This window comes from Salinicola lusitanus (assembly GCF_003206045.1).
Classification (GTDB): domain Bacteria; phylum Pseudomonadota; class Gammaproteobacteria; order Pseudomonadales; family Halomonadaceae; genus Salinicola; species Salinicola lusitanus.
This window is the reverse complement of record NZ_PZJM01000001.1, coordinates 80,865-103,504: the sequence shown is the minus strand read 5'-3', so window position 1 is coordinate 103,504 and position 22,640 is coordinate 80,865. Positions and strand designations below refer to the sequence as shown.

Annotated in this window: 21 protein-coding genes; 11 read left to right on the top strand and 10 right to left on the bottom strand. The window is 66.3% G+C overall.

What is annotated here, in order from left to right:
* The first annotated feature begins 14 nt into the window (after window positions 1-14).
* A complete protein-coding gene (gene hutI, locus DOM45_RS00475) occupies window positions 15-1,220 on the top strand; it encodes an imidazolonepropionase (RefSeq protein ID WP_110597557.1) in 1,206 nt (401 codons plus the stop codon).
* Window positions 1,221-1,424: 204 nt separating this feature from the next.
* Here hutI and DOM45_RS00470 read toward each other — a convergent pair whose 3' ends face one another.
* Both DOM45_RS00470 and DOM45_RS00465 read right to left on the bottom strand, forming a co-directional pair.
* Window positions 1,425-2,117 (bottom strand): peroxiredoxin, encoded by a 693-nt coding sequence (locus DOM45_RS00470; RefSeq protein ID WP_280951297.1) that lies wholly within the window; start codon window positions 2,115-2,117, stop codon window positions 1,425-1,427.
* Between the two features lie 157 nt (window positions 2,118-2,274).
* Complete coding sequence (locus DOM45_RS00465) at window positions 2,275-2,844, bottom strand: C40 family peptidase (RefSeq protein ID WP_110597555.1); 570 nt, start codon at window positions 2,842-2,844, stop codon at window positions 2,275-2,277.
* 226 nt (window positions 2,845-3,070) lie between these two features.
* On the opposite strand from DOM45_RS00465, the gene gloA reads away from it, so the two are divergent.
* Window positions 3,071-3,604 carry a lactoylglutathione lyase gene (gene gloA, locus DOM45_RS00460; RefSeq protein WP_110597554.1) on the top strand — a complete coding sequence of 178 codons (534 nt, stop codon included), beginning with the start codon at window positions 3,071-3,073 and terminating at the stop codon, window positions 3,602-3,604.
* Here gloA and DOM45_RS00455 read toward each other — a convergent pair.
* Window positions 3,601-4,857 (bottom strand): alpha-hydroxy acid oxidase, encoded by a 1,257-nt coding sequence (locus tag DOM45_RS00455; RefSeq protein ID WP_205909358.1) that lies wholly within the window; start codon window positions 4,855-4,857, stop codon window positions 3,601-3,603. The two genes, gloA and DOM45_RS00455, sit on opposite strands and share 4 nt — an antisense overlap.
* A 255-nt stretch (window positions 4,858-5,112) precedes the next feature.
* On the opposite strand from DOM45_RS00455, the gene DOM45_RS00450 reads away from it, so the two are divergent.
* Complete coding sequence (locus tag DOM45_RS00450; protein ID WP_110597553.1) at window positions 5,113-6,765, top strand: OpgD/OpgG family glucan biosynthesis protein; 1,653 nt, start codon at window positions 5,113-5,115, stop codon at window positions 6,763-6,765.
* A gap of 135 nt (window positions 6,766-6,900) precedes the next feature.
* Here DOM45_RS00450 and DOM45_RS00445 read toward each other — a convergent pair whose 3' ends face one another.
* From DOM45_RS00445 to DOM45_RS00430, 4 genes are all read right to left on the bottom strand, one after another.
* Window positions 6,901-8,082 (bottom strand): sulfotransferase family protein, encoded by a 1,182-nt coding sequence (locus tag DOM45_RS00445; RefSeq protein WP_205909357.1) that lies wholly within the window; start codon window positions 8,080-8,082, stop codon window positions 6,901-6,903.
* On the bottom strand, window positions 8,079-8,795 hold the full coding sequence (locus DOM45_RS00440; protein WP_110597552.1) for a hypothetical protein: 717 nt from the start codon (window positions 8,793-8,795) through the stop codon (window positions 8,079-8,081). The genes DOM45_RS00445 and DOM45_RS00440 overlap by 4 nt, the downstream gene beginning before the upstream one ends.
* Window positions 8,796-8,936: 141 nt before the next feature.
* Window positions 8,937-9,284, bottom strand: coding sequence for a hypothetical protein (locus tag DOM45_RS20190; RefSeq protein ID WP_205909356.1), 348 nt, complete (start codon window positions 9,282-9,284; stop codon window positions 8,937-8,939).
* A 5-nt stretch (window positions 9,285-9,289) separates the two neighbouring features.
* A complete protein-coding gene (locus tag DOM45_RS00430; protein WP_110597551.1) occupies window positions 9,290-10,627 on the bottom strand; it encodes an arylsulfotransferase family protein in 1,338 nt (445 codons plus the stop codon).
* Between the two features lie 363 nt (window positions 10,628-10,990).
* Here DOM45_RS00430 and DOM45_RS00425 point away from each other — a divergent pair, with 363 nt between their 5' ends.
* Window positions 10,991-12,352 carry a Na+/H+ antiporter family protein gene (locus tag DOM45_RS00425; protein ID WP_110597550.1) on the top strand — a complete coding sequence of 454 codons (1,362 nt, stop codon included), beginning with the start codon at window positions 10,991-10,993 and terminating at the stop codon, window positions 12,350-12,352.
* A 15-nt stretch (window positions 12,353-12,367) separates the two neighbouring features.
* Here DOM45_RS00425 and DOM45_RS00420 read toward each other — a convergent pair whose 3' ends face one another.
* On the bottom strand, window positions 12,368-13,261 hold the full coding sequence (locus tag DOM45_RS00420; RefSeq protein WP_110597549.1) for a polysaccharide deacetylase family protein: 894 nt from the start codon (window positions 13,259-13,261) through the stop codon (window positions 12,368-12,370).
* Between the two features lie 123 nt (window positions 13,262-13,384).
* Between DOM45_RS00420 and DOM45_RS00415 the strand changes: the two genes are divergently transcribed.
* From DOM45_RS00415 to DOM45_RS00385, 7 genes are all read left to right on the top strand, one after another.
* Complete coding sequence (locus DOM45_RS00415) at window positions 13,385-14,524, top strand: M42 family metallopeptidase (RefSeq protein ID WP_205909355.1); 1,140 nt, start codon at window positions 13,385-13,387, stop codon at window positions 14,522-14,524.
* A gap of 259 nt (window positions 14,525-14,783) precedes the next feature.
* Window positions 14,784-15,785 (top strand): TRAP transporter substrate-binding protein, encoded by a 1,002-nt coding sequence (locus DOM45_RS00410; protein ID WP_110597548.1) that lies wholly within the window; start codon window positions 14,784-14,786, stop codon window positions 15,783-15,785.
* Window positions 15,786-15,876: 91 nt separating this feature from the next.
* Entirely contained in the window at window positions 15,877-16,419 is a 543-nt protein-coding gene (locus DOM45_RS00405) for a TRAP transporter small permease subunit (protein WP_110597547.1), read from the top strand.
* The gene (locus tag DOM45_RS00400; RefSeq protein WP_110597546.1) at window positions 16,416-17,720 is read left to right on the top strand and encodes a TRAP transporter large permease; all 1,305 of its coding nucleotides are present in this window, start codon (window positions 16,416-16,418) and stop codon (window positions 17,718-17,720) included. The genes DOM45_RS00405 and DOM45_RS00400 overlap by 4 nt, the downstream gene beginning before the upstream one ends.
* 22 nt (window positions 17,721-17,742) lie before the next feature.
* Complete coding sequence (gene pxpB / locus DOM45_RS00395) at window positions 17,743-18,480, top strand: 5-oxoprolinase subunit PxpB (RefSeq protein ID WP_110597545.1); 738 nt, start codon at window positions 17,743-17,745, stop codon at window positions 18,478-18,480.
* A complete protein-coding gene (locus DOM45_RS00390) occupies window positions 18,477-19,487 on the top strand; it encodes a 5-oxoprolinase subunit C family protein (protein ID WP_205909354.1) in 1,011 nt (336 codons plus the stop codon). Before pxpB ends, DOM45_RS00390 begins: the two co-directional genes overlap by 4 nt.
* Before the next feature lie 57 nt (window positions 19,488-19,544).
* On the top strand, window positions 19,545-20,222 hold the full coding sequence (locus tag DOM45_RS00385) for a GntR family transcriptional regulator (protein WP_110597544.1): 678 nt from the start codon (window positions 19,545-19,547) through the stop codon (window positions 20,220-20,222).
* 27 nt (window positions 20,223-20,249) lie between these two features.
* Here DOM45_RS00385 and DOM45_RS00380 read toward each other — a convergent pair whose 3' ends face one another.
* Entirely contained in the window at window positions 20,250-21,503 is a 1,254-nt protein-coding gene (locus DOM45_RS00380; protein WP_110597543.1) for a Zn-dependent hydrolase, read from the bottom strand.
* The gene (locus tag DOM45_RS00375; RefSeq protein WP_110597542.1) at window positions 21,500-22,483 is read right to left on the bottom strand and encodes a hydroxyacid dehydrogenase; all 984 of its coding nucleotides are present in this window, start codon (window positions 22,481-22,483) and stop codon (window positions 21,500-21,502) included. Before DOM45_RS00375 ends, DOM45_RS00380 begins: the two co-directional genes overlap by 4 nt.
* Between the last annotated feature and the right edge of the window lie 157 nt (window positions 22,484-22,640).

Below are 22,640 nucleotides of genomic sequence, written 5' to 3'. Positions count from 1 at the left end.
GGAGGCAATCGCCCATGACCCAGCTCTGGCACCACTGTCACGCCATCACCATGGCCGAGGGCCGCTACTCCCTCATCACCGACGCCGCGCTCGTCATTGCCGATGGACGGATCGACTGGATCGGCAAGGCCGACGATCTGGCCGAGCAGGATTTCGAGGCGATCCACGACCTCGGCGGTCGCTGGCTGACGCCGGGGCTGATCGACTGCCACACCCATCTCGTGTTCGGGGGGGACCGCAGCGGTGAGTTCGAGCAGCGTCTGGAGGGCGTCGACTACGAGACGATCGCTCGTCAGGGCGGCGGTATCGTCAGCAGTGTCAGAGCGACCCGGGAGACCGACTTCGAGACGCTCTACGCAAGCGCCGAAGCGCGGGCGCGGGTGCTGCTGGCCGAGGGCGTGACCACACTCGAGATCAAGTCCGGCTATGGGCTGGACCTCGACAGTGAACGGCGCATGCTGCAGGTCGCCCGCGAACTGGGCAAACGCCTGCCGGTGACGGTAAAGACGACCTGCCTGGCCGCCCACGCCCTGCCGCCGGAGTACGCCGGTCGCAGCGATGACTACATCGAACGGGTGTGCGAGACGATGCTGCCGACGCTGGCCGCGGAGGGATGGGTCGACGCCGTCGACGGCTTCTGCGAGGGCATAGCGTTTTCTCCGGCCCAGATGCGGCGGGTCTTCGAGACGGCTCGCCGGCTCGGTCTGCCGGTCAAGCTGCACGCCGAGCAGCTGTCGCACCTGGGGGGCTGCCAGCTGGCGGCCGAGTTCGGCGCGCTGTCGGCCGATCACGTCGAGTACGCCAACGCCGACGATGCACGGGCCATGGCCGCCAGCGGTACGACCGCCGTGCTGCTCCCCGGTGCGTTTCTGACCCTGCGGGAGACCCAGCTGCCGCCGATCGAGGCGTTTCGTGAGCACGGCGTCGCCATGGCGCTGGCTAGTGACCTCAATCCCGGCACCTCGCCGGTGCTGTCGCTGCGGCTGATGATGAACCTCGCTTGCACGCTGTTCCGCCTGACACCGGAGGAGGCCCTGGCCGGCGTGACGCTGAATGCGGCCAGGGCGCTCGGCATCGACGCCAGCCACGGCTCGCTCGAGGTGGGCAAGGTGGCTGACGCGGTTGCCTGGGAGGTGACCGGGCCGGCGGAACTCGCCTACTGGCTGGGCGGCCAGCTACCCGGCATCCGCTTCTATCATGGAGAGCAGGTCAGCGCATGAACCGCTGCCATTTGATCCGGGGAGCGACGCTTTTACTGGTACCGACGCCCCACGCCGGGACTTGCCTGGCGCCGCGAGTCGAGGCTGGGCTCCCGGCCGCCGGCGTGGCCTCCCGGCTGCTGTTCGGCGCAGGCGTTCTCGGGAGCCAAAAAAAGCCCGCGCTCATCGAGCGCGGGCTTTTTCCTCTGCTACCTGGCAGCCGGCTTACTTGTTCGGCTGCTTGGTCACGCGCAGGTAGGGCTTTTTCTCGTCCCAGCCGTTGGGGAACAGCTCCTTGGCTTTCTCGTTGTCGATCGACGGCACGATGATCACGTCGTCGCCATCCTGCCAGTTGACCGGGGTGGCGACCTTGTAGCCGTCGGTCAGCTGCAGGCTGTCGAGCACGCGCAGGATCTCGGCGAAGTTACGCCCGGTGCTGGGCGGATAGGTGATGGTCAGGCGTACTTTCTTGGCCGGATCGATGATGAATACCGAACGCACGGTGTTGGTGCCGCTGGCGTTGGGATGGATCATGCCGTAGGCCTCGCTCACCGAGCGGTCGGCGTCGGCCAGCAGCGGGAAGTTGAGCCCGCAGCCCTGGGTTTCCTCGATGTCGCCGACCCAGCGCTGGTGGTCGTCCAGCGGGTCGACCGAGAGGCCGATCGCCTTGGTGTTGCGACGCTCGAACTCCGGCTTGAGGCGCGAGACCTCGCCGAGTTCGGTGGTGCACACCGGCGTGAAGTCGGCCGGGTGGGAGAACAGGATGACCCAGTTGTCGCCGGCCCACTGGTGGAACGAGATCGGCCCTTCGGTGCTCTCCTGGGTGAAATCCGGGGCGGTATCGCCGAGTTGTAACGCCATGACTTTCTCCTGTTGCCGTTGACGGCTTCCTTCCGAAGCCTGGGGTCGGAACTCCATCATGACGAGCCCGGGCAGTGCTGTGAAACAATCGATAGCGATAACGACATGCCCGCGCTCGCACGATATGTCCGTGACGTTCCTACAACGTGGTAGCCAGCGCCCGATATCTCAAGGGCGCCGTGCGGTTTTGGTGGCTGAACCTTCGGGCACGATTTCAGTTCGCGGGCGCCGCTGCCCCCAGGTAGTGCTGGCGCCAGTAGCGGATGTCGAGCGACGACACGCTGACGGTGCGGCCGCTACCGGGCGCATGAATCATCTGGCGGTCGCCCATGTAGATGCCGACATGGGTGGCACGGCTGCCCGAGCCGAAGAACAGCAGGTCGCCGGGACGGGCGACGTCGATCTCCTTCAGGGCGTGGAACTGCTCGTTGGAGGTTCGCGGCAGCGAGATGCCGATCTTGCCGTAGGCCATCTGTACCAGCCCCGAGCAGTCGTAGCCCCGGGGTGTGCTGCCGCCCCACTGGTAGGGCGTGCCGAGCGCGTCCTTGGCGGCGGACATCACCAGGATGCGGTCGATGGAGAGATTGTTGCCGTCGATGGCCGGGCCATCGTCGCGGGTGACGATCGCCTTCTGGGTACTGCAACCGGCGAGCAGCAGCAGGAGCAGGGCGAGGAACAGCAGGCCCGGCTGGGAGAGCGTTGCCTGGCGATTTGATCGGGTCGAGGGAGCCTGCCGCGCCGCGGTGAATCGGGAGAAATGGTGGGGAGTGGTGCCTGTCGCCATGCCCGCGGGCCCTGTCTGCCGGTTTCAACCGAGTGTAGAGCAGGGGCCCGGTGCTGCAAAGTCGTCCGGCCCTGGCGTTTCGGTATGCGGTCGTCGGGGTTCTCTTCTCGCCGGGAGCGGGAACCGCAAGGCTTGAGAGCGGCAGAAGTCGCCCCCACTGTTCTGGTGTCCCATCGGCGTTTCGGCTGTCTGTCGATATCGTCATCCGAATCCACAGGAGGATCCCATGTCCATTGCCGAAGACCAGGTTCCCGGCGTACAAGCCGCGCCGGCGGAGACGCAAGGCTTCGTGTTCAATCACACCATGCTGCGGGCCAAGGATCCGGAGGTGTCGCTGGCCTTCTACACCCGCGTGTTCGGCATGCGCCTGCTGCGCAAGCTCGACTTTCCGGAGATGCAGTTCACGCTCTATTTTCTGGCCCGGGTCGACGACGACAGCGCCATCCCCGAAGAGGAGGGCGAGCGTACCGCCTACACCTTTTCGCAGAAAGGCGTACTGGAACTGACCCACAACTGGGGCAGCGAGGACGACCCCGAGCTTTCCTATCATGACGGCAATGCCGAACCGCAGGGCTTCGGCCATATCTGCTTCGCGGTACCGGATCTGGCGGCTGCCGAGCAGTGGTTCGATGCCAACGGGGTCGAATTCAAGAAGCGCTCGGACCAGGGCAAGATGAAGAACGTGATCTTCGTCAAGGACCCTGACGGCTACTGGATCGAGGTCGTGCAGCCCTCGCTGTCGAAAGGGCTGGGAGCCTAGGGCATGTCCCCCGGCGTCTCTCCACCCGGCAGGGCGTCGCTCGGGCGTCGGGGGAGGTCTCCTCGGGTAGCGGCATAGGGGGCGCGCCGCAGGCAGGTGCGGTCGATCTGCTCGAGCGTCGGCCGTCCCAGCTGCGCCATCAGGTTGTGCAACTGCTCCTTGAGCAGGTCGATGGCATGGGCCGCCCCGGCCTCTCCGCCCAGCGCCAGGCCGTAGAGCGTGGCGCGGCCGCAGAGCACGCCCTCGGCGCCCAGCGCCACGGCCTTGGCGATATCGCTACCGCGGCGAATGCCGCTGTCGAGCAGTACGTGCATCGACTCTCCCACCGCCTCGACGACCTCGGGCAGCGCATCCAGCGTCGCCGGCGCGCCGTCGAGCTGTCGGCCGCCGTGGTTGGTGACGACCACGCCGTCGGCGCCGATGCGTTTGGCCTCGAGTGCGTCCTCGGCATTGAGGATTCCCTTGATCAGCAGCTTGCCGGGCCAGCGCTGGCGAATGTCGGCCAACACCTCCCAGGTCAGCCGGCGGGTCATGCGCTGATTGATGTAGCCGGCGGCGCTGCCCGCGCTCTGCTGTTCCTTGGGCAGATACTTCATCAGGTTGCCCAGCGTCGGCAGGCCCTGGGGCCAGAGCGCTCGATAGGCCCACTGCGGATGCAGGGCGGCGTCCACGAGATAGGGCAGCGCCAGGCGCCGGGGATTGAGGTAGCTTCTCGAATCCCATTCGCGACGTCCCAGCACCACGGTGTCCGTGGTGACCATCAGCGTGTCGACGCCGACGTTCTTCGCCCGCTCGAGCATGTCGTTGCGAACGGCCTCGTCATCCAGCACGTAGAGCTGGAACCAGAGCCGCGCCTCCGGCACCGCGTCGGCGAGGGTTTCCAGGCTGGCGCAGGAGACCGTGCTCAGGGTAAACGGAATGCCGCGACTGGCGGCCGCCCGGGCCAGCGCGATATCGCCGTCCCGCCACAGCATGCCGTTGTAGCCGGTGGGGGCGATCGCCAGCGGCAGCTCGGCGGGAGCGTCCAGCAGCCGCGTGCGGCTGTCGCGCTGCTCGACGTCGACCAGCGTTCGCGGTTGCCACCCCCAGGCGGCGAAGGCGCGGCGGTTGTCGTGCAGGGTGATCTCGTCTTCCGAGCCGCCGTGGACATACTCCCAGGCGAAGGCAGGCAGGCGCCGGCGCGCCATCCAGGCGAGTTCGTCGATGCTCTGGGCGCGGCGCCAGGCATGGTGCGAGGAGTAGCGTCGTTTCACGGGGCCTCTCGATGGCAATGGAGCGATGATGGGGTTGACGTTAGCACGCCAACCATTCCTCGACGATGCCACCAACGGCGAGTCGACCGGGGGCGGACACCGGCGCGCGCGAGCGGGGACACGGGTCGGTCCGCTCCCGGGGAACCCTCGGATGGCATTGGCGTCTGAAAAGGGATTTTCTCCGGTGCAGCCTGATCCGAGACGATCGGGTATGCTTCCAGTTCGACTGCCGACAGACATAAGGATGGGGTGTTCATGGATCGTAGAAGTGTGCTGAAAAGCGCGATTGCCCTGGCGGCCTGGTATGGGTTGCCCTCGGCACCGCTGTTCGCGGCGGCGCGTGCCACCAGTGACATTGCCGATGGCGAGGCTTCTTCCTTCAGCTTCGATTGGCTGCAGGGATTTGCCCGTGACCTGGCTGCCAAGGCCTACCAGAGCACTGTCGAGCAGCTACCGCCGACCCTGGCCGACCTCACGCCGCAGAAGTACAACGCCATCGGCTACGATCCCGACCATTCGCTGTGGAAGAGCATGAATGGTCCGCTCGACATCCAGTTCTTCCACGTCGGCATGGCGTTCAACCAGCCGGTCCGGATGTACTCCATCGATCCGCAGACCCAGCAGGCCAAGGAGATCCACTTCCGGCCGGACCTGTTCGATTACTCCCGGGCCGACGTCGATGTCTCCCAGCTCGAGGGCCAGGGCGATCTCGGCTTCGCCGGGTTCCGGGTGTTCAAGGCGCCTTCACTGACCGAGCGCGACATCGTCTCCTTCCTCGGCGCCAGCTACTTCCGCGCCGTCGACGACACCTATCAGTACGGTCTGTCCGCTCGTGGCGTGACGGTCAACACCTACAGCGACGGCAAGACCGAGGAGTTTCCGGCCTTCACCCGGTTCTGGTTCGAGACGCCGAAGCCCGGCGCGACGACCTTCACCGCCTATGCGCTGCTCGATTCACCGAGCCTCGCCGGGGCCTATCGCTTCGTCATCCACTGCGAGGACGAGCGCGTGGTGATGGATATCGACAAGCACCTCTATCCGCGCGAGTCGATCGCCCAGCTCGGTATCACGCCGATGACCAGCATGTTCAGCTGCGGCACCCAGCAGCGCGACATGTGCCTGACCTTCCATCCGCAGATCCACGACTCCGACCGGCTGTCGATGTGGCTCGGCAACGGCGAGTGGGTCTGCCGCCCCCTCAACAATCCGCCGCGGGTCCAGTTCAACACCTTCGGCGACGATAACCCCAAGGGCTTCGGCCTGCTCCAGACCGACCACGACTTTACCCATTACGAAGACATCGTCGGCAACTATCACAAGCGGCCGAGCCTGTGGGTCGAGCCGAAGGGGCAGTGGGGCAAGGGCGAGATCCAGATGCTCGAGATTCCGACCACCGGCGAGACCATGGACAACGTGGTGGCGTTCTGGAAGCCCGAACAGCCGATCGAGCCGGGCCAGGAACTCAACTACGGCTACAAGCTCTACTGGAGTGCGCAGCCGCCGGTGAAGCCCGAGCTGGCTCGCGTGCGCAAGACCTTCACCGGCATCGGCGGTTTCCCGGAGGGCTGGGCGCCGGGCGAGCACTATCCCGAGGTGTGGGCCAAGCGGATCGCAGTGGACTTCATCGGCGGCGAGCTCAAGCACCTCTACGACAACGATATCGACATCAAGACCCAGCTCGACGTGCCCGAGGGCGACGTCAAGCAGCTCGATATCCTGTGGGTGGAGGAGATCGAGGGCTTCCGCATTCAGTTTGACTGGTACCCCACCAGCGACTCCACCGATCCCATCAATATGCGCCTGAATCTGCTCGCCGACGGCAAGACGGTGAGCGAGACCTGGCTCTATCAGTACTTCCCGACCCCGCCGGAGGAGCGTCACTATCCGGCACATCCCGCCCAGGGGTGAGGGCGGAGCGAGTCGATACGACGGAAAGCGGGGCGGCCATCTGGCCGCCCCGTTTCTTTTCAAGCGCCCCGTAACCGGCGCTGGCCGAAGCCGATTTTAAAGCACCCCGAAACCGGCGCAGGCCGAAGCCCGCGACTAGTACCCGAACCGGGCCGCGACGGGGCCGGTGATCTCGGCGATCGTGGCCAGCTCCGCGTCGCTGAACCTGGGCTTGTAGTAGGTCGGCGCATGCAGGCCGCTGGCGGCGTCGGCCAGCGCTTGCGGCGCCAGCTCGAGCTCGGCGTGATCGAAGACCGCCCGCAAGCTCTCGTGGGGCTCGCCGCAGAGCGCCTCGTAGCGCATCAGCAGACAAGCCGATTCGAGCTCCGGGTCGGCGTCCAGCGTGTCGGCGACATGGGCGTAGATCGCCGCCCAGTAGCGAGCCCACCCCTCGACTTCGTTGCCGGACTGCCACAGCTCGGTGATGTGCCGGGTCTCGTCGTCGTCGCCCACGTTGATCGCCCGTCGGTCGAGGCCGAACTCGTAGTGCCCCACTCGGCGCATGTGCTCCAGGGCGCGCGGTTCGCTGGTCTCGCCGGCCACGAACAGCTGCTGCTGCTTCATCAGCGAGGCGATATGCCAAACCGGGTCGCGAATCACCAGGATGAATTTCGCCGCCGGGTAGAGCCGGTGCAGATAGCCCAGCCGCACCAGGTTGTAGTTGCCCTTGGCGACGTAGCGCCGGCGATCGCGCACCGCCAGCAGCTTCCGCACGTGCTCGTCGTAGAAGCGCTCGAACTCGGGGTGCTTGGCATCGCGGCCTTTCACCGAACTGTGGCTCGGATCGTGGGTATCGGGGAAGAACGCCATCCACAGCATCTCCTCGAACGCTTCCGGGCTCTGCGAGGTCACCTCGATGCCATCCTTGTGAGCGCGCTCCTGGGCCTGCTCCTGGGCGTTGGGCACCTTCGCCAGCCAGCGATTCCACCAGTAGGGCGTCAGCAGGGGAGGGAAGTCGACGTAGCGGTGGGTTGCCACATCGGGGTGCGAGGCCAGGTGCTCGAGCAGGATCGTCGTCCCCGAGCGAGCCAGGCCGGCGACGTAGACGGGGCGGTCGACCCGCTTGTCGGCGATCGCATCCCGGACCGCGCGGGTCTCCAGGTTGCCAAGCTTGATCCAGGTGCGAGGTTTGCGGTGGATCCAGCCCCCCAGCCAGTGCATCCAGCCGGGGACCACGAAGCTCGGATCGCTGATGTCTCCACTGGCGGCCGCGCCTTTCCTGGCGTTGCCTGCCCCGGCGGCCCGGGGGGCCGAATCGTCGGAATCAGTGTGGTTCATTCGATTTTCGCCCAGCGATAGGTGATCAGAGAGACGATCGTCATGATCGGAAAGAAGACCGCCAGCCAGTGGCGCATCCAGCCCGGCCCGAACGGAAGATACTCGGGCTCCGGCAGGTCGAAGGCGATCCGCGTTATGCCGCTCTCCGCGGACAGGTAACCCAAGGGGTTGGCGGCCAGCCAGTTCCACCAGTGGCGTTGCTCGATCACCGGAATCGGCGCCGTGATGGCGACGTTGGCCAATTCGCTGTCGCTGTCGCTGACGATCACGTGGGGGCCATCGTCCTGCTGGACCCACTGCGCGTCGTAGGTGTCCGGCGTGACCTGCACGGTCGGGGTGTCGCCTGCCGCCGGCAAGGCGTGCGCGTAGTAGCTCTCCAGCCAGGTCAGTAGCGCCAGCAGGGGCAGGATCGAGACGAGCGTGGGCAGGAACACCAGCCCGAGATGCTTGAAGGCGGCGAGAAACTGGTCGCGGATCAAGGGCCCGGCGTCACTGAACTCACCGTCGAACTCGTTGAGTCGCTGGCGTGCGGCGCGGGCCTCGCGCTTGGCGTGGCCGATTCTGCCTTGCGGCGAGACCAGTCGATACAGGAACAGCGTGCCGATACCGGCGATCGTCGCCCATACGATCAAGCGCACGGTGGCCGGCAGGAACGACTGCATCCCGTCATCGATGGCGCCGAAGATCGGATCGGGCAGATTCAGTAAACCCATGTGTCCTCCTGACACGAGCCGCTCCTCGGCGCGTCGCTCGGCGCCGAAGACAGGGGTGACGTTTCATGGCGAGGGGAAAGTGGCTCGGGATCGATGCGATGACCGGGACGCGCCAGGACGTCCCGGCCCATCACCCTGGCTTCACGAGCGCTGGTCGGCCTGCGGCGTCTCGCGCTGCGTCTGTTCGACGCGGGTGGTGGTCGGCGGCGACTCGGGGTCCTGGGCGGTGCGGGCCTGCGCCGTGGACGATTCGCCCGCCGAGGCCGCGGCGGCTTCGGCCTTGCGGCGCCGACGCATGCGACGGATCGGCCACATGATGACGAAGAACAGCGCCATGCCGACAGCGGCGATGATGCCCCATAGCGCCGTGAGAAGGCTCAGGCCGGCGCCCGGGCCGACGTAGGCCTCGGCGGTGAGCGGCAGGATGGCACCGACGGCCAGCATGCCCGTCAGCAGGAACTTGTCGTATCGCTTGGTCAAACGCGTCATGACGATCACCTCCTAGTGGTGTCGAGATCGGCGCGGAAATCCGCGTCGAGGTTGGCAGTGGCGATGCGCTGACCCGATGAGACCACGGGGACGTACTGCTCCTTGTCACCCCCGCGAGCGGGATTGATGAACTCCCAGGCGATCTCCCCCTGTGGAGTCGTCTCGAACAGCCGGCCGCCATCGGATTCGGTGATCAGCCGGTTGCCATTCGGCAGTGTCTGCGCGGCACCGCGCAGGCCGCTGTCGAAGGGGTGTTCATCATTGCCGCTATAGCTTGCGACAATCGCATCGTCGTTCGGGTTCACTTCCAGGATGCGGGTACGATTGCCCCGCTCGAAATTGCCCAGGTTGTCGAACAGCGTGAAGTTGCCGTTGGGCTGGACGCGGGCGGAATGCTGGCCCAGCCACGGCCCTTTCATGGCCCAGGTCATCTCCCCGGCGTCCGGATCGACCAGCGCCACCGCCCCGGGGTGGCGGAACGACAGCATGATCTGGCCGCCGTGGCCGTTGGCCGGCGCGAAATTCCGGGTCAGTTCGTCGTCCAGGTATTGAACGCTGTTGGTGTGAAGCGGGTCCTCGGTGGCGAAGCTCGGCACCGAGTAGAAAAGAGCGGCGAAGGGGGAGTCGATGAAGGCGTCGCCGAGCGAAACCTTGCTGATCTCCTCGCCCGTCTCCCCGTCCAGCCTGACCAGGTAGTCGTCGAGCCACGGATAGGAGAGGGCCTGGAAGTCTGGCACCTTCCGCTGAGTGAACGCGTGGGTCAGGGTGATCACGTCGCCGTCCGGGGTGATATCCAGGTCATGGTGGGTGCTGGCGTGATACTTCCAGATGACCCGGGAGTCGGCATCGAGTTTGACGATGCCGTATCCCCACGGGGTGTCGTTGTCGGCGATGTACATGGCGACCAGATCGCCGTTGGGCAGGACCTTGGCCTTGCGCCAGTACATGCGGTCGTCGGGACGGGGATCGCGGCCGGTCGGGCTGGTTTCCCAGACGTCGCTGTAGGGCAGTTCCCAGCGGTGAACGACCTTCCCGTGCATATCGACCAGGTTGGCGTAGGGGCCGTCCCCCGAGGTGTAGAGCGTCAGACCCTCGTAGGCTTTCTCCGGGTCGTCGATGGTGGTGCCTCGATCATCCCGGCGGGCGTCGCGCCACAGATCGGTCCCGGTGTAGAGGTCGTCATCGGACCGCTGCGCGATGACGGCAACCGCCGCCTTGTGGGCATCGTCGAGATAGGTATAGGGGAACGACTTCGTCAGAATGACGAAGGCGCCCCCGATGAAAGCCATGAAGGCAATCGCCACGCAGAAGATGGCGAAGCCGGCACGATCCGCATTGTGCATGTCGCCGTTCCTGAAGTTGCTGAGCCAGCCCCTTCAATCACCCCGGAGCCCGCCGGTCTGTCACCTGGCGAGCACTCTCTGCCGACGCTTCCTGCGCCGGTCGTTATCGTCAATCGAGCTTAAGGCGACCGGATCGAAAATGGATGAGGTTTTTTGTCAGCGGCTTTGCCGGTATGGGGGCGTTTGGTTACCGGTGGTGAGTCCGGTAACCCACGGCGTCGTCTCCCGCGGCCGGCCTCGGTGACGAGTGGGCCCGCGTCCCGGATTTTTCCTGGCGTTCGGTGACGGGGTCGATATCATCGTCCGCTTCGTTCGTCGGCAGCGTTCGGCGGATACCGTTCACGGTTCGAAAAGAGGCGATGCATGAATGCTGTGGTGCTGGCCATCCTGATCATGGTCACGTTGAGTCTGGCGCGGGTGTCGGTCGTATTTGCGCTGATCGTTGCCGCCATCGCGGGCGGGCTTTATGCGGGCATGCCGCTCGATGCCATTCTGGAGGCTTTCAACGGCGGCCTGGGCAACGGGGCGACGGTGGCGATCTCCTATGCGGTGCTGGGGGCATTCGCGGTAGCGCTTTCGCGCTCGGGTATCACCCAGGGCCTGGCTCGGCGCGCCGTCCAGCGATTCCATCTCGAGGGCGCCGGCGCTCGCCCGCGTCGCGTGGTACTGGCGCTGCTGGGCTGTCTGCTGCTGGCGGCGATCAGTTCGCAGAACCTGATTCCGGTGCATATCGCCTTCATTCCGATCCTGGTGCCACCGCTGCTGACGCTGATGAACCGTCTCGAGCTCGATCGCCGCGCGGTGGCCTGCGTGATCACCTTCGGCATCACCGCCCCCTACATGCTGCTGCCGGTGGGGTTCGGGGCCATCTTTCTCAACGATATCCTGCTCAACAACCTCAACAGCAGCGGTGCCCAGCTCGGCCTCCAGGTCGAGGCGGCCCAGGTGCCGCTGGCCATGGCGATGCCGATCGGCGGGATGGCGCTGGGGCTGCTGGTGGCGGTGTTCTTCAGCTATCGCCGTCGGCGGCATTACGAGGACCGCGCGCTGGTGGGGCAGCGGGACGACGAGCAGCCCGCGACCACGCTCGATGGAGAAGCCGGTCTCCGCGGCTGGCAGGAGATCGTGCTGGTGGCGTCACTGGTCGGCACGGTGGTGGTGCAGTTGCTGACCGACTCGATGGTGCTCGGCGGACTGTTCGGCTTTGCGCTGCTGTCGGTCAGCGGCGTGTTTCGCTGGCGTGCGCAGGACGACGTCTTTACCGAAGGCATGCGGATGATGGCGCAGGTCGGCTTCATCATGATCGCGGCCGCCGGTTTCGCCGGAGTGATGCAGGCGACCGGTGCGGTGGACAGCCTGGTGACGAGTTCGGCGGCGATGATCGGCGACCACAAGGGGCTGGCCGCGTTGATCATGCTGCTGGTGGGGCTGTTCATCACCATGGGGATCGGCTCGTCGTTTTCCACCATCCCGATCATCGCCTCGCTCTACGTGCCGCTGGCGCTGGGCTTCGGCTTCTCGCCGCTGGCGACCACCGCGCTGGTGGGGACGGCGGCGGCGCTGGGCGACGCCGGCTCACCGGCCTCGGATTCCACGCTAGGCCCCACCGCCGGACTCAATGCCGACGGCCAGCATGACCACATCTGGGACAGCGTGGTGCCGACCTTCCTGCACTACAACGTGCCGCTGCTGGTCTTCGGCTGGATCGCCGCGATGACGCTGTGAGCCGCGAGCCGCGGGCTAAGAGCGCTGGCTGGCGTAATCGGCGATGGCGCCCGGTGTCGTCCACCACACGCCCTGGGCCTCGCGGTAGTCGGCCAGCTCGGTGAGCACCTCCCGCAGTTGACGCAACCGGAACGGCTGACCGATCAACCAGGGGTGCAGCGCGATGCCCATGACGAGAGGCTGCCGGCGTGACTGCTCCAGCAGTTCCCGAAACTGATCGCGGATCATCGTCGTGAACTCCTCCATCGAGACGCGATGGGTCGAGATGGTCGGAATGTCGTTGAGCTCCTGCGGGTAGGGGATCGACCAGAGCGTGCCGGCGCGAGTGCTCATGGCGATCGGCCGGTCATCGTGCGCCCAGTTGAGCTCGTAGTCGAAGCCCGACCCCGCCAGCAGGTCCGGCGTCGCTTCGCTTTCCGAGATCCACGGTGACAGCCAGCCGGCAGGCGCCTGGCCGTAGCGCTCGGCGAGACGGTCGCGGCAGCTGCGAATCAGCTCTTGCTCCCGGGTTTCATCCATCTGGCCCTGGCGTTCGGCGTTGGTATGGCCATGGGCGATGATCTCGTCGCCGCGTGCAACGAAGGCATCCAGCAGCTCGGGGCAGTGATCGAGAACCGAGGTGTTGGCGATAACGCCCGCCGGCAGGTTCAACGCTTCGAAGAGTTCGAGACAGCGCCATGCCCCTACCCGGTTGCCATACTCGCGCCACGCGTAATTGAGCACGTCCGGCTCGCCTGCCGGCGCGGGCGGCGCGATCCCCACACCGCGACCCTCGCCGAAGGCGTAATGCTCCAGATTGAGCCCGATGTAGACCGCCAGGTCGGTATTGCCGGGCCAGTGCCAGTCGTCCCGATCGGTGATCGGACGGTAGGCGAAGCGTTGGTGGTGGCGTAGCGGGCGTCGAGTCATCCTTGTCTCTCCGGTGGATCGAGTGAGACCACTAGCGTAGACGCGAACGGGCGCCGATGAGGCAATCTCGCGTCAGGGGCTGCTAAGCTAGAGCCACCTTCATGACTCGTTTAGGAAAGATGCATGAGCAAAAGCACCGGCAAGAGCCCCAAGAGAACCGCCAAGGGCGGCCGAAATAGCGCCAAGCCGCTCGACGCGGATGCCATGGCGTTCCTCGAACGCTATCTCAACAACGCCTCGCCCACCGGCTACGAGTGGGAGGGGCAGAAGCTGTGGATGGAGTACCTGCGCCCCTACGTCGACGAGTTCATCACCGACACCTACGGCACCGCCGTCGGCGTGATCAACCCGGACGCCGAGTACAAGGTGGTGATCGAAGGCCACGCCGACGAGATCTCCTGGTACGTCAACTACATCACCGACAACGGCCTGATCTACGTCATCCGCAACGGCGGCAGCGATCACCAGATCGCGCCCTCCAAGCGGGTCAATATCCATACCGACAACGGCATCGTCCAGGGCGTGTTCGGCTGGCCGGCGATCCATACCCGCCGCCAGGGCCCGAAGGAAAAGCCGCCAGAGCTCGACAACATCTTCATCGACGTCGGCTGCAGCACCAAGGAGGAGGTCGAGGCGCTGGGCGTGCACGTCGGCTGCGTGATCACCTACCCGGACGAGTTCTTCGTGCTCAACGGCGACAAGCTGGTCTGCCGGGCGATCGACAACCGCATCGGCGGCTTCATGATCGCGGAAGTGGCGCGGCTGCTGAAGGCGCGCAAGCAGAAGCTCGATTTCGGTCTCTACATCGTCAATGCGGTGCAGGAAGAGGTGGGGCTGCGCGGTGCCGAGATGATCGCCGAACGGCTCGACCCGAACGTGGCGATCGTCACCGACGTCAGTCACGACACCTCGACGCCGATGATCGAACCGCGTCGCGAGGGCGCCAACAAGATCGGCGACGGCCCGGTGATCTGCTACGCCCCGGCGATCCAGAACAAGCTGCGCGAGCGGCTGATCAAGGTCGCCACCGAGCAGAAGATCCCGTTCCAGCGGCTGCCGCGCTCGCGCGCCACCGGTACCGATACCGACGCCTTCGCCTACTCCAACTCCGGTGTCGCCTCGGCACTGATCTCGCTGCCGCTGCGCTACATGCACACCACCGTCGAGATGGTCCACAAGCAGGACGTCGAGAACGTGATCGAGCTGATCTACCACGCACTGCTCGACATCAAGCCCGGCGAGACCTTCAGCTACTTCGAGTAGGTGTCACGATGCCGGCCCGAGTCGGGAACTCGGGCTGGCGTCGTCGAGCACCGCACTCTCGGTTGCCGGGCCCCGCGTCACCCACGACAAGGCCGGGAGCGGTCGATAGACCAAAGCCCTATTGCACTATATGAATTGACTTGTCTGCTATGGTATGCCAAAGATATGCCAAGGCGACGCCACAATATAAAACAGTCGCTTCGATCCGAAAGGCTGCCTCCCGGTGGCACACGACAACAACAACTCTCAGGAGTCGAACATGCAAGCGACCCTCTCCCGTCTGGCTGCCTGCGGCACGGCAGCGGTCCTCTCCCTGGCGACATTCGGCGTCCAGGCGGCGACGCAGTTGATGATCGTCACGCCGTGGCCGGAGGGCAACTTCCAGGTCAAGACGCTCAATCAGTTCGCGGACGCGGTCAAGGAAGCCACCGACGGTGAAGTCGAGCTGGACATCCACGCCGGCGGCGATCTGGGATTGAAAGGTCCCGAGCTGCTCTCTGCGGTGCGCGACGGCATCGTCCAGGGCGCCGACATGCTGCTGACCCAGCAGGTCGGCGAGGCGCCGCTGCTGGGTATCGAATCCGTGCCGTATCTCACTCGCAACCAGGACGATGCGGCGCTGCTGCGCGACACCGCCTGGCCTTACTACGAAGCCGTGGCGGCCGAGTTCAACCAGAAATTCCTTTACACCGTGCCGTGGCCCGGCCAGGGCGTCTTCACCCAGCAGCCGGTGAAGACCGTCGATGATCTCGCGGGCGTGAAGCTGCGCACCGTCGACAAGAACGGCACCGAATTCTTCAAGGCGCTGGGTGCTTCCCCGGTGCAGATGCCGTGGGGCGAGGTGGTGCCGGCGCTGGCCTCCGGGGCGATCGATGGCGTGACCACCTCGACGCCCTCCGGCGTCGACGGCAGCTTCTGGGAGTTCACCGACTACTTCAACAAGCTCGACTGGCAGCTCGCACCGGACGTCGTCTCGATCAATCTCGATGCGTGGAATTCGCTGACCGGCGAGCAGCAGCAGACGATCGAATCGCTGGCCCGGAAGATGGAGCCCCGATTCCAGCAGATCTCCCAGGACGAGGATACGCGCAACGCGAAGATTCTCGCCGATCACGGCATCCACATGTCCGCTCCCGATGCCGCGCTATCGGAGCAGTTGACCGAGGCGGCGCAGCCCCAGTGGCAGCAGTTCCGCGACACGGCCGGCCCCAAGGCCGACGAGCTGATGACGCGCTACCTCGAGGCCCGCGACGCGCCCTGAGCGCATCGCCATCCGACAATCCGCGAATCGGCTTGCCGGTTCGCGGCTGACCCACCGGCTTTCTTGCCCGATCTTTCTGGGGAGTCTTCCCATGATCTCTCTCTTGCTGCAGTGGAGTGATCGCCTGGCCTGGGCGAGCGCGGCACTGGCTGCGCTCGCCATGGCGCTGCTGTTCGTGCTGATGCTGTCGGAAATCGTCTCGCGCAATCTGCTCGGGACCAGTCTCGGTTTCAGCTGGGAGGTCAGCGGCTACCTGCTCGGGCTGATCATCTTCATGGCGAGCAGTTGGGCGCTGCGCCATGAAAAGCACATCCGCATCACGCTGCTGCGCGAGCATCTGCCTGCCGGCGGCGTGCGCTGGCTCGATCTGCTGGCGACACTGCTCGGCGTGATCATCGCCGGCTTCTTCGCGGCGGCGTTCATCGGGTTCTGTCTGCAGACCTGGCACAGCGGCACGGTGTCGAGCACTCCCCAGCAGATTCCGCTGATCTACCCGCGTGCGTTGATGGCGCTGGGGCTGATCGTGTTCACGGCGACGCTGATCGTGCGCGCCCTGGTGCTGGTCGCCGCGCCGGAACTGATGAGCGATCAGAAGCGGCTGGACTCGGCGCTGCCGACGGAGGGCGAGTCATGACCGCGATCATGTTGACGGCGTTCGCGCTGCTGGTGGCGCTGCTGGCCAGCGGCGTCTGGGTCGGGTTGGGGCTGGCCGGTGTCGGTATCGTCTCGCTGGAGACGTTCCGCGGCTTCATGCCGGTGGAGAAGCTGCTCGCCCAGACGGTGTGGAACTCCACCACCAGTGCCGAGCTGGTGGCGCTGCCGCTCTTCATCCTGATGGGGGAGCTGCTGTTCCGCAGCCGTCTGACCCAGCTGCTGTTCGACGGACTGGCGCCGTGGGTCGATCGCGTGCCGGGGCGGCTGCTGCACACCAACGTGCTGGGTTGCACGCTGTTCGCGGCGATCTCCGGTTCCTCGGCGGCGACGACGGCGACGGTCGGGCGCATCACCTCCAGCGAGCTGATGCGGCGGGGCTACGACGCCCGCATCGCCGCCGGCTCCCTGGCCGGGGCGGGCACCCTGGGATTCCTGATTCCGCCCAGCACGATCATGATCATCTACGGCGTACTGGCGCAGGTATCGATCCTCAAGATGTTCGTCGCCGGGATCGTCCCCGGGCTGCTGCTGGCGCTGGCCTTCATGACCTACCTGGGCGTCTACGCGCTGACCCACGCCAACCAGCTGCCGCCGCGTCAGCGGGGGCTGGGCGTGCGGGACTACCTGCGCGCACTGGTCCAGTTGGGGCCGGTGGCGTTGCTGATCGCATTCGTCATCGGCAGCATGCTCACGGGCATGGCGACGCCCACCGAGGCGGGCGCGGTGGGCGTGCTGGGGGCGCTGTTAGTCTGCCTGCTGCAGCACTGTCTGAGCTTCAGGAGCCTGTGGAGCGCGCTGATGGGAGCGGCACAGATCACGTCGATGATCGGGCTGATCATCGTCGGCGCCATGTTTCTGTCGGTCGCGATGGGATTTCTCAACGTGCCGCGCACCATCGCCGATACCATCGGCTCGCTGGGGCTGTCGCCACTGGCGCTGGTGGTGGTGCTGCTGATCTTCTACGTGGTGCTGGGCATGCTGCTCGAGGGCATGTCGATCATCGTCATGACGTTGCCGATCACGTTGCCACTGATCACGCAGGCGGGATTCGATCCGATCTGGTTCGGTGTCTTTCTGGTGCTGGTGGTGGAGATGGCCCAGATCACGCCGCCGGTCGGTTTCAACCTGTTCGTGATCAACGGTATCACCGGCATGAAGATCAGCCAGATTGCGCGAGCGGTATTCCCGTTCTTCTTGATCATGGTCGCTTTCACGCTGCTGCTGGCCATCGTGCCGGAGATCGTGACCTGGCTTCCGGATCACCTGTCGCCGCGCCAGTGACGATCAATCTTCGAGTGTTCCGATGATGACGCCGACTTATCACATCGTGCCGCTGGCCGATCAGGGCGTACTGATCGATTGCGGCGAGACCATCGACATCGAGGTCAACCGCTGGATAGAAGCCGCCGCCCTGGCCGTACGGGCGGCGGGAATCGCCGGCGTGATCGGCATCGTGCCGACCTACCGTTCGCTGGCGATCGAGTACGACAGTGCGACGATCACCCAGCGCGAGCTGACCGCGCGCCTCGATGCACTGCTGGCGGCACTGAGTGTCGGCCAGCGCCGCAGCCGACGCTGGCGAATTCCGGTCGTCTACGGCGGGGAGTTCGGGATCGATTTCGACGACTTCCGCCGCCGCCACGAGCTCTCGCGCGATGAGCTCATTGCCCGCCATACGGCGCCGGATTACCGCGTGTTCATGATCGGATTCATGCCCGGTTTCGCCTATCTGGGCGGCCTCGACCCGCGCCTGCACACGCCGCGTCGCGACTCGCCGCGGACCAGGACGCCGGCCGGCAGCATCAGCGTCGGCGGCCAGCAGACCGCCTTCGCGTCGGTGGAAGCGCCCAGCGGCTGGCATCTGCTCGGTCGTACACCCGTGCGCAACTTCGCGGTCGGGCGAACCCCGCCGATCCTGATCGAGGCCGGCGACTGCGTCCGTTTCGACGCGATCGACGGCGCACGCTTCGAGACGCTCCAGCAGGATCGTGACTGGCTTCCCGACTGGGAGTGGATCGAGAGTGGGGAGGCGAACCCATGAGCACCGCGATGGGGGTTCCGGAACCGGGCGCCGGCGTGGCATTCGTGGTCGAGGCGCCGGGCATGATGACGACGCTGCAGGATGCCGGACGCCTCGGGCAAGGCCATCTCGGGTTGCCGCCCTCGGGAGCACTCGATGGCATGAGCCTGGGGCAGGCCAACGCCCTGGTCGGGAATGCGCCGAAGCCGGACTGCCAGACGGGCCAGCCCCAGGAGTTCGGCGCGCTGGAGATCACCCTGCTGGGCCCGCGCCTGCGACTCTCGGGCGGCCGTTGCGTGGTCGCGGTGACCGGTGACGCGGAGGTGCTGGTCAACGGCCGGCGCGTCGAGACCTTTCGCGCCCTGGCGCTGGAGGCGGGCGACGAACTGCACGTCCGGCGCGTCCTCTCCGGGGCCAGGGCCTATCTGGCGGTGGGCGGGGGCTTTGCCTCGACGCCGTTTCTCGGCAGCGTGTCGACGCTGGTGCGCGCCGGCGTCGGGGGCTTCGACGGGCGCGCTCTGGAGGCCGGCGACCGGCTGCCCCTGAGCGACCCGGCGGCCGGCATCGACCACGCCGGGCGCGTGGGGGAACGGCATCTGCCGCAGCGGGAGAAACGGCCCGTCCGGGTGGTACTGGGACCGCAGTCGGGCGCCTTCTCCCATGCCGGTATCACCCGCTTCCTGACCGCCGAGTGGACGATCTCGACGCTTGCCGATCGCATGGGCTATCGTCTCCACGGCCCCGAGTTGAAAAGTGCCGCAGGGCACAACATCGTGTCCGATGCGTTGCTGACCGGTAGCGTGCAGATTCCCGGCGACGGCCGGCCGATCATCGCCATGCACGACCGCGGCACCACCGGCGGCTACCCCAAGATCGCCACGGTGATCCGGGCGGATCTGGCTCGGCTCGGGCAGATGAAGCCCGGCGATCGGCTGCGCTTCGAGGCGATCGAGCCCGCCCATGCCGAGACCTTGTGGCGCGGGCGCCAGCGGGCCTTTCGTCGCTATCTGGCGGGACTTGCGACCTGAGTTACGTATACTCGAACATCGACGACGTTTAACCATTCACTGGCAGGGAACGCGGCAATGCAAACGCTGGATATCGACCGCATACTGCAAGGGACGCGCATCCGGAGTCTGTCGGGTCAGGCCTATCAGCAGCTGTTCGAGATGATTCAGCTGGGGCGCCTGCCGGCCGGTACGCTGCTGCAGGAGCGCAACCTGGCCGAAGCGCTCGATATTTCGCGCACGCCGGTGCGCGAGGCGCTGAGCCGGCTCGAGCACGAGGGCTTTGCGGTCCGCGTGGCCAGGGGGCAACTGGCGGTCAAGGCGCCCTCGGTACATGAGTACATGGAGATCCTGCGGGTGCGGGCCCTGCTGGAGGGCGAGTCGGCGGGGCACGCTGCCCAACGCCTCGCCATCGAGGCTATCGATGTCCTGGTGCAGCAGGTGACCACGCTGCTGGAGACATCCGAGGAGGCCCGCACGTCGGAGCAGCTGCACCGTGTCGACGATGCTCTGCACAACGGCATCGCGCTGGCCAGCGACAACCGGCTGCTGGCCCGGATGGTCGCCGACCTGCGCCTCAAGACCCGGGTGTTCGATCTGGCCCAGGTACCCGAGCGCTTCGAGCCCGGCTGCCACGAACACCTGGCCATTCTGGAACGGCTGCGGGCGCGGGACAGCCAAGGGGCGCGGGAGGCGATGGAGGCTCACATCGACAACGTCCGCCGGAGCATCATCAACCGTCTGGCGTACATCTGACCCGAACTGCCACACCGTGGTCGTCGTTCACGCCTGGATCAGCGCCGCTATCACGCGAACCCCCTCGGCAAAATCCGCCAGGCGCATCGCCTCGTCGGGATTGTGGCTGCCGTGCTGATTGCGCACGAACAGCATCTGCGCCGGTATTCCCGCGTTGGAGAAGGTCGCCGCGTCGTGGCCCGCGCCGCTCGGCAGCAGGCGATGGGCGATGCCGAGCTCCGAGGCCAGCGTCTGACAGCGCTCGGTCAGGGCGGGGCTCATCGGCGCCGGTTGACTGGCGGTGCGCGGGCCCAGGTCGAAGCGGACGCCGCGCTCGTCCGCGATCCGCTCGGCGGTCGCGAACAGGAAGCGCTCCAGATGGCCCAACGTCTCGGGGCTCTCGCTGCGCACGTCGAGACAGAAACCGACCTCTCCGGGAATCTTGCTGAAGGCGTGCTGCGCCGGCGGAGTCGCGATCTGGCCGACGGTCACGGTGGCGCTTCGGCCCTGCGCCTCGAGCGCGGCCCACTCCTGCTCCAGGGCCAGTGCCAGTTCGCAGAAAGCCATCAGGGCGTCGTGGCGGTGCGCCCTGGCCACGGCGCCGGAGTGCCCCCACTCGCCGAGACAGCGGGCCTGGCGATAGCGGAAGCTGCCCGCGATCCCGGTGACGATACCCAGGGCCAACTCCTCTGTCTCCAGCGTGCGGCCCTGCTCGATGTGAAGCTCCAGCATGGCGTGCAGGGCGCGCTGCCCGAGCCAGCTATGGCCGGCCGACACCGCCTCGGGGTCGCCACCGCAGTCCCGCATGTGATCCCCGAGTGAGCGCCCGGTGTCGGCTCTCGTCACCTCCAGATCCTCGGCACGCAGTTGGCCCAGCGCCGACCGACTGCCGAGGTAGGAAGCGGGGAACCAGGTGCTCTCCTCGGCGCGAAACGCCGCCACGATGATGTCGCGTCGGGGCGTGATGCCCGCGCTCAGCAGCCCGGCGATCGCCGTGAGGCCGGCAACCACACCGGCGGCACCATCGTAGTTGCCGCCCTGGGGGACGGAGTCGAGGTGCGAGCCGATCAGCCACGCGGGCAGGCTCCGGTCACGACCACGGCACACCGCAAAGTGGTTGCCGGCGGCGTCGGCATGGGTTTCCAGTCCCAGGGCCTCTGCGGTGTCGACGAACCGTTCGTGAGCGGCTTGCTCGCCGGGGCCGTAGGCATCCCGGGTGATGCCGACCTGCTGCGCGTAGGGCGCGGCCAATTCGGTGAACAGCCGCTTGGCCAGGGCGATGTCGGGCGGGATATCGTTCATGAGCTCAACCTGTCGTTCCAGGCAGTGGGATTGAGCATCGGGGTCGGCGCTTCTCCGCGACTGACGTCGATGACGTGTTGGGCGACCGCCCGCGCCGTGCGCGACATGCTGGCAGCGGTGGAGCCGCCGTTGTGGGGCGAGACGACGACATTGTCCAGTGCCAGCAGTGGATGATCGTAGGGCATTGGCTCGACGGCGAAGACATCCAGCCCGGCGCCCGCCAGGCGCTGTGTCGCCAGCGCCTCGGCCAGGGCGATCTCGTCCACCGTGCCGCCACGGCCGGTATTGATCAACAGCGCCGAGGATTTCATCAATGCCAGTTCCCGGCTGCCGATGAGATTCCGGGTCCGTGCGTTGAGGCCGACATGCACCGACACCACGTCGGCGCGTGTCAGTAGCGCCTCCAGCGAATCCACGCGCTCGGCGCCCACCTCGGCCAGGGCGCTGTCCGGGGCGTTGGGCGAATAGGTGATCACGCGCATGCCCAGCCCCGTTGCCATGCGGGCGGCGCGCTGGCCGATGTTGCCGAAGCCGACCACGCCGAAGGTGAGCCCGTCGAGCTCGAGCATCGGCACGCTGTATTTGAAGGCGAAGAAGTCGCCTTCCCGTACGGTACGGTCGGCCAGCGGCACTCGCTTGGCCGCGGCGAACATCAGCGAGATGGCCTGTTCCGCCACCGCCTGGGCGTTGCTGCCCGGCGTGTTGGCGACGACGGTGCCATGGTCCGTCGCGGCGGGAATATCGATCGCGTCGACGCCGACACCGTGGACGCCGATCACCTTGAGCCGGGGTGCACCTGCCAGCATGGTGCGGTTGACCGCGGCACTGCGCACGATCAGCGCGTCGGCATCGCCGAGTAGCGACCCGACCGAACCCGGATCGGCGGCCGGGGCGTCGATGACGCGGATGCCTGCCTGACGCAGTACGTCGACGCCGTCCTGGTGGATGGGTTGGGCGATCACGCAGGTGAAATCGGTCACGCAAAGCTCCTCGTATTGTTATTGATCGCGTCATGGATAAAGTGTCTCGCCACTCGCCATGGATCTTTTCGTTGGCGATGGCCAGGGGAATACGCGCATTGCATACTATTGGTATACCATGGCGCAAGGCCATACGACACCGCCTTGGTCTCGAGCG

Coding starts and splice junctions, on each gene's coding strand:
- DOM45_RS00425 (WP_110597550.1), top strand. CDS start 10,991: ATGAATGCTGTGGTGCTGGCCATCCTGATCATGGTCACGTTGAGTCTG.
- DOM45_RS00420 (WP_110597549.1), bottom strand. CDS start 13,261: ATGACTCGACGCCCGCTACGCCACCACCAACGCTTCGCCTACCGTCCG.
- gloA (WP_110597554.1), top strand. CDS start 3,071: ATGTCCATTGCCGAAGACCAGGTTCCCGGCGTACAAGCCGCGCCGGCG.
- DOM45_RS00415 (WP_205909355.1), top strand. CDS start 13,385: ATGAGCAAAAGCACCGGCAAGAGCCCCAAGAGAACCGCCAAGGGCGGC.
- DOM45_RS00380 (WP_110597543.1), bottom strand. CDS start 21,503: ATGAACGATATCCCGCCCGACATCGCCCTGGCCAAGCGGCTGTTCACC.
- pxpB (WP_110597545.1), top strand. CDS start 17,743: ATGATGACGCCGACTTATCACATCGTGCCGCTGGCCGATCAGGGCGTA.
- DOM45_RS00400 (WP_110597546.1), top strand. CDS start 16,416: ATGACCGCGATCATGTTGACGGCGTTCGCGCTGCTGGTGGCGCTGCTG.
- DOM45_RS00410 (WP_110597548.1), top strand. CDS start 14,784: ATGCAAGCGACCCTCTCCCGTCTGGCTGCCTGCGGCACGGCAGCGGTC.
- DOM45_RS20190 (WP_205909356.1), bottom strand. CDS start 9,284: ATGACGCGTTTGACCAAGCGATACGACAAGTTCCTGCTGACGGGCATG.
- DOM45_RS00445 (WP_205909357.1), bottom strand. CDS start 8,082: ATGAACCACACTGATTCCGACGATTCGGCCCCCCGGGCCGCCGGGGCA.
- hutI (WP_110597557.1), top strand. CDS start 15: ATGACCCAGCTCTGGCACCACTGTCACGCCATCACCATGGCCGAGGGC.
- DOM45_RS00430 (WP_110597551.1), bottom strand. CDS start 10,627: ATGCACAATGCGGATCGTGCCGGCTTCGCCATCTTCTGCGTGGCGATT.
- DOM45_RS00405 (WP_110597547.1), top strand. CDS start 15,877: ATGATCTCTCTCTTGCTGCAGTGGAGTGATCGCCTGGCCTGGGCGAGC.
- DOM45_RS00385 (WP_110597544.1), top strand. CDS start 19,545: ATGCAAACGCTGGATATCGACCGCATACTGCAAGGGACGCGCATCCGG.
- DOM45_RS00470 (WP_280951297.1), bottom strand. CDS start 2,117: ATGGAGTTCCGACCCCAGGCTTCGGAAGGAAGCCGTCAACGGCAACAG.
- DOM45_RS00390 (WP_205909354.1), top strand. CDS start 18,477: ATGAGCACCGCGATGGGGGTTCCGGAACCGGGCGCCGGCGTGGCATTC.
- DOM45_RS00450 (WP_110597553.1), top strand. CDS start 5,113: ATGGATCGTAGAAGTGTGCTGAAAAGCGCGATTGCCCTGGCGGCCTGG.
- DOM45_RS00440 (WP_110597552.1), bottom strand. CDS start 8,795: ATGGGTTTACTGAATCTGCCCGATCCGATCTTCGGCGCCATCGATGAC.
- DOM45_RS00465 (WP_110597555.1), bottom strand. CDS start 2,844: ATGGCGACAGGCACCACTCCCCACCATTTCTCCCGATTCACCGCGGCG.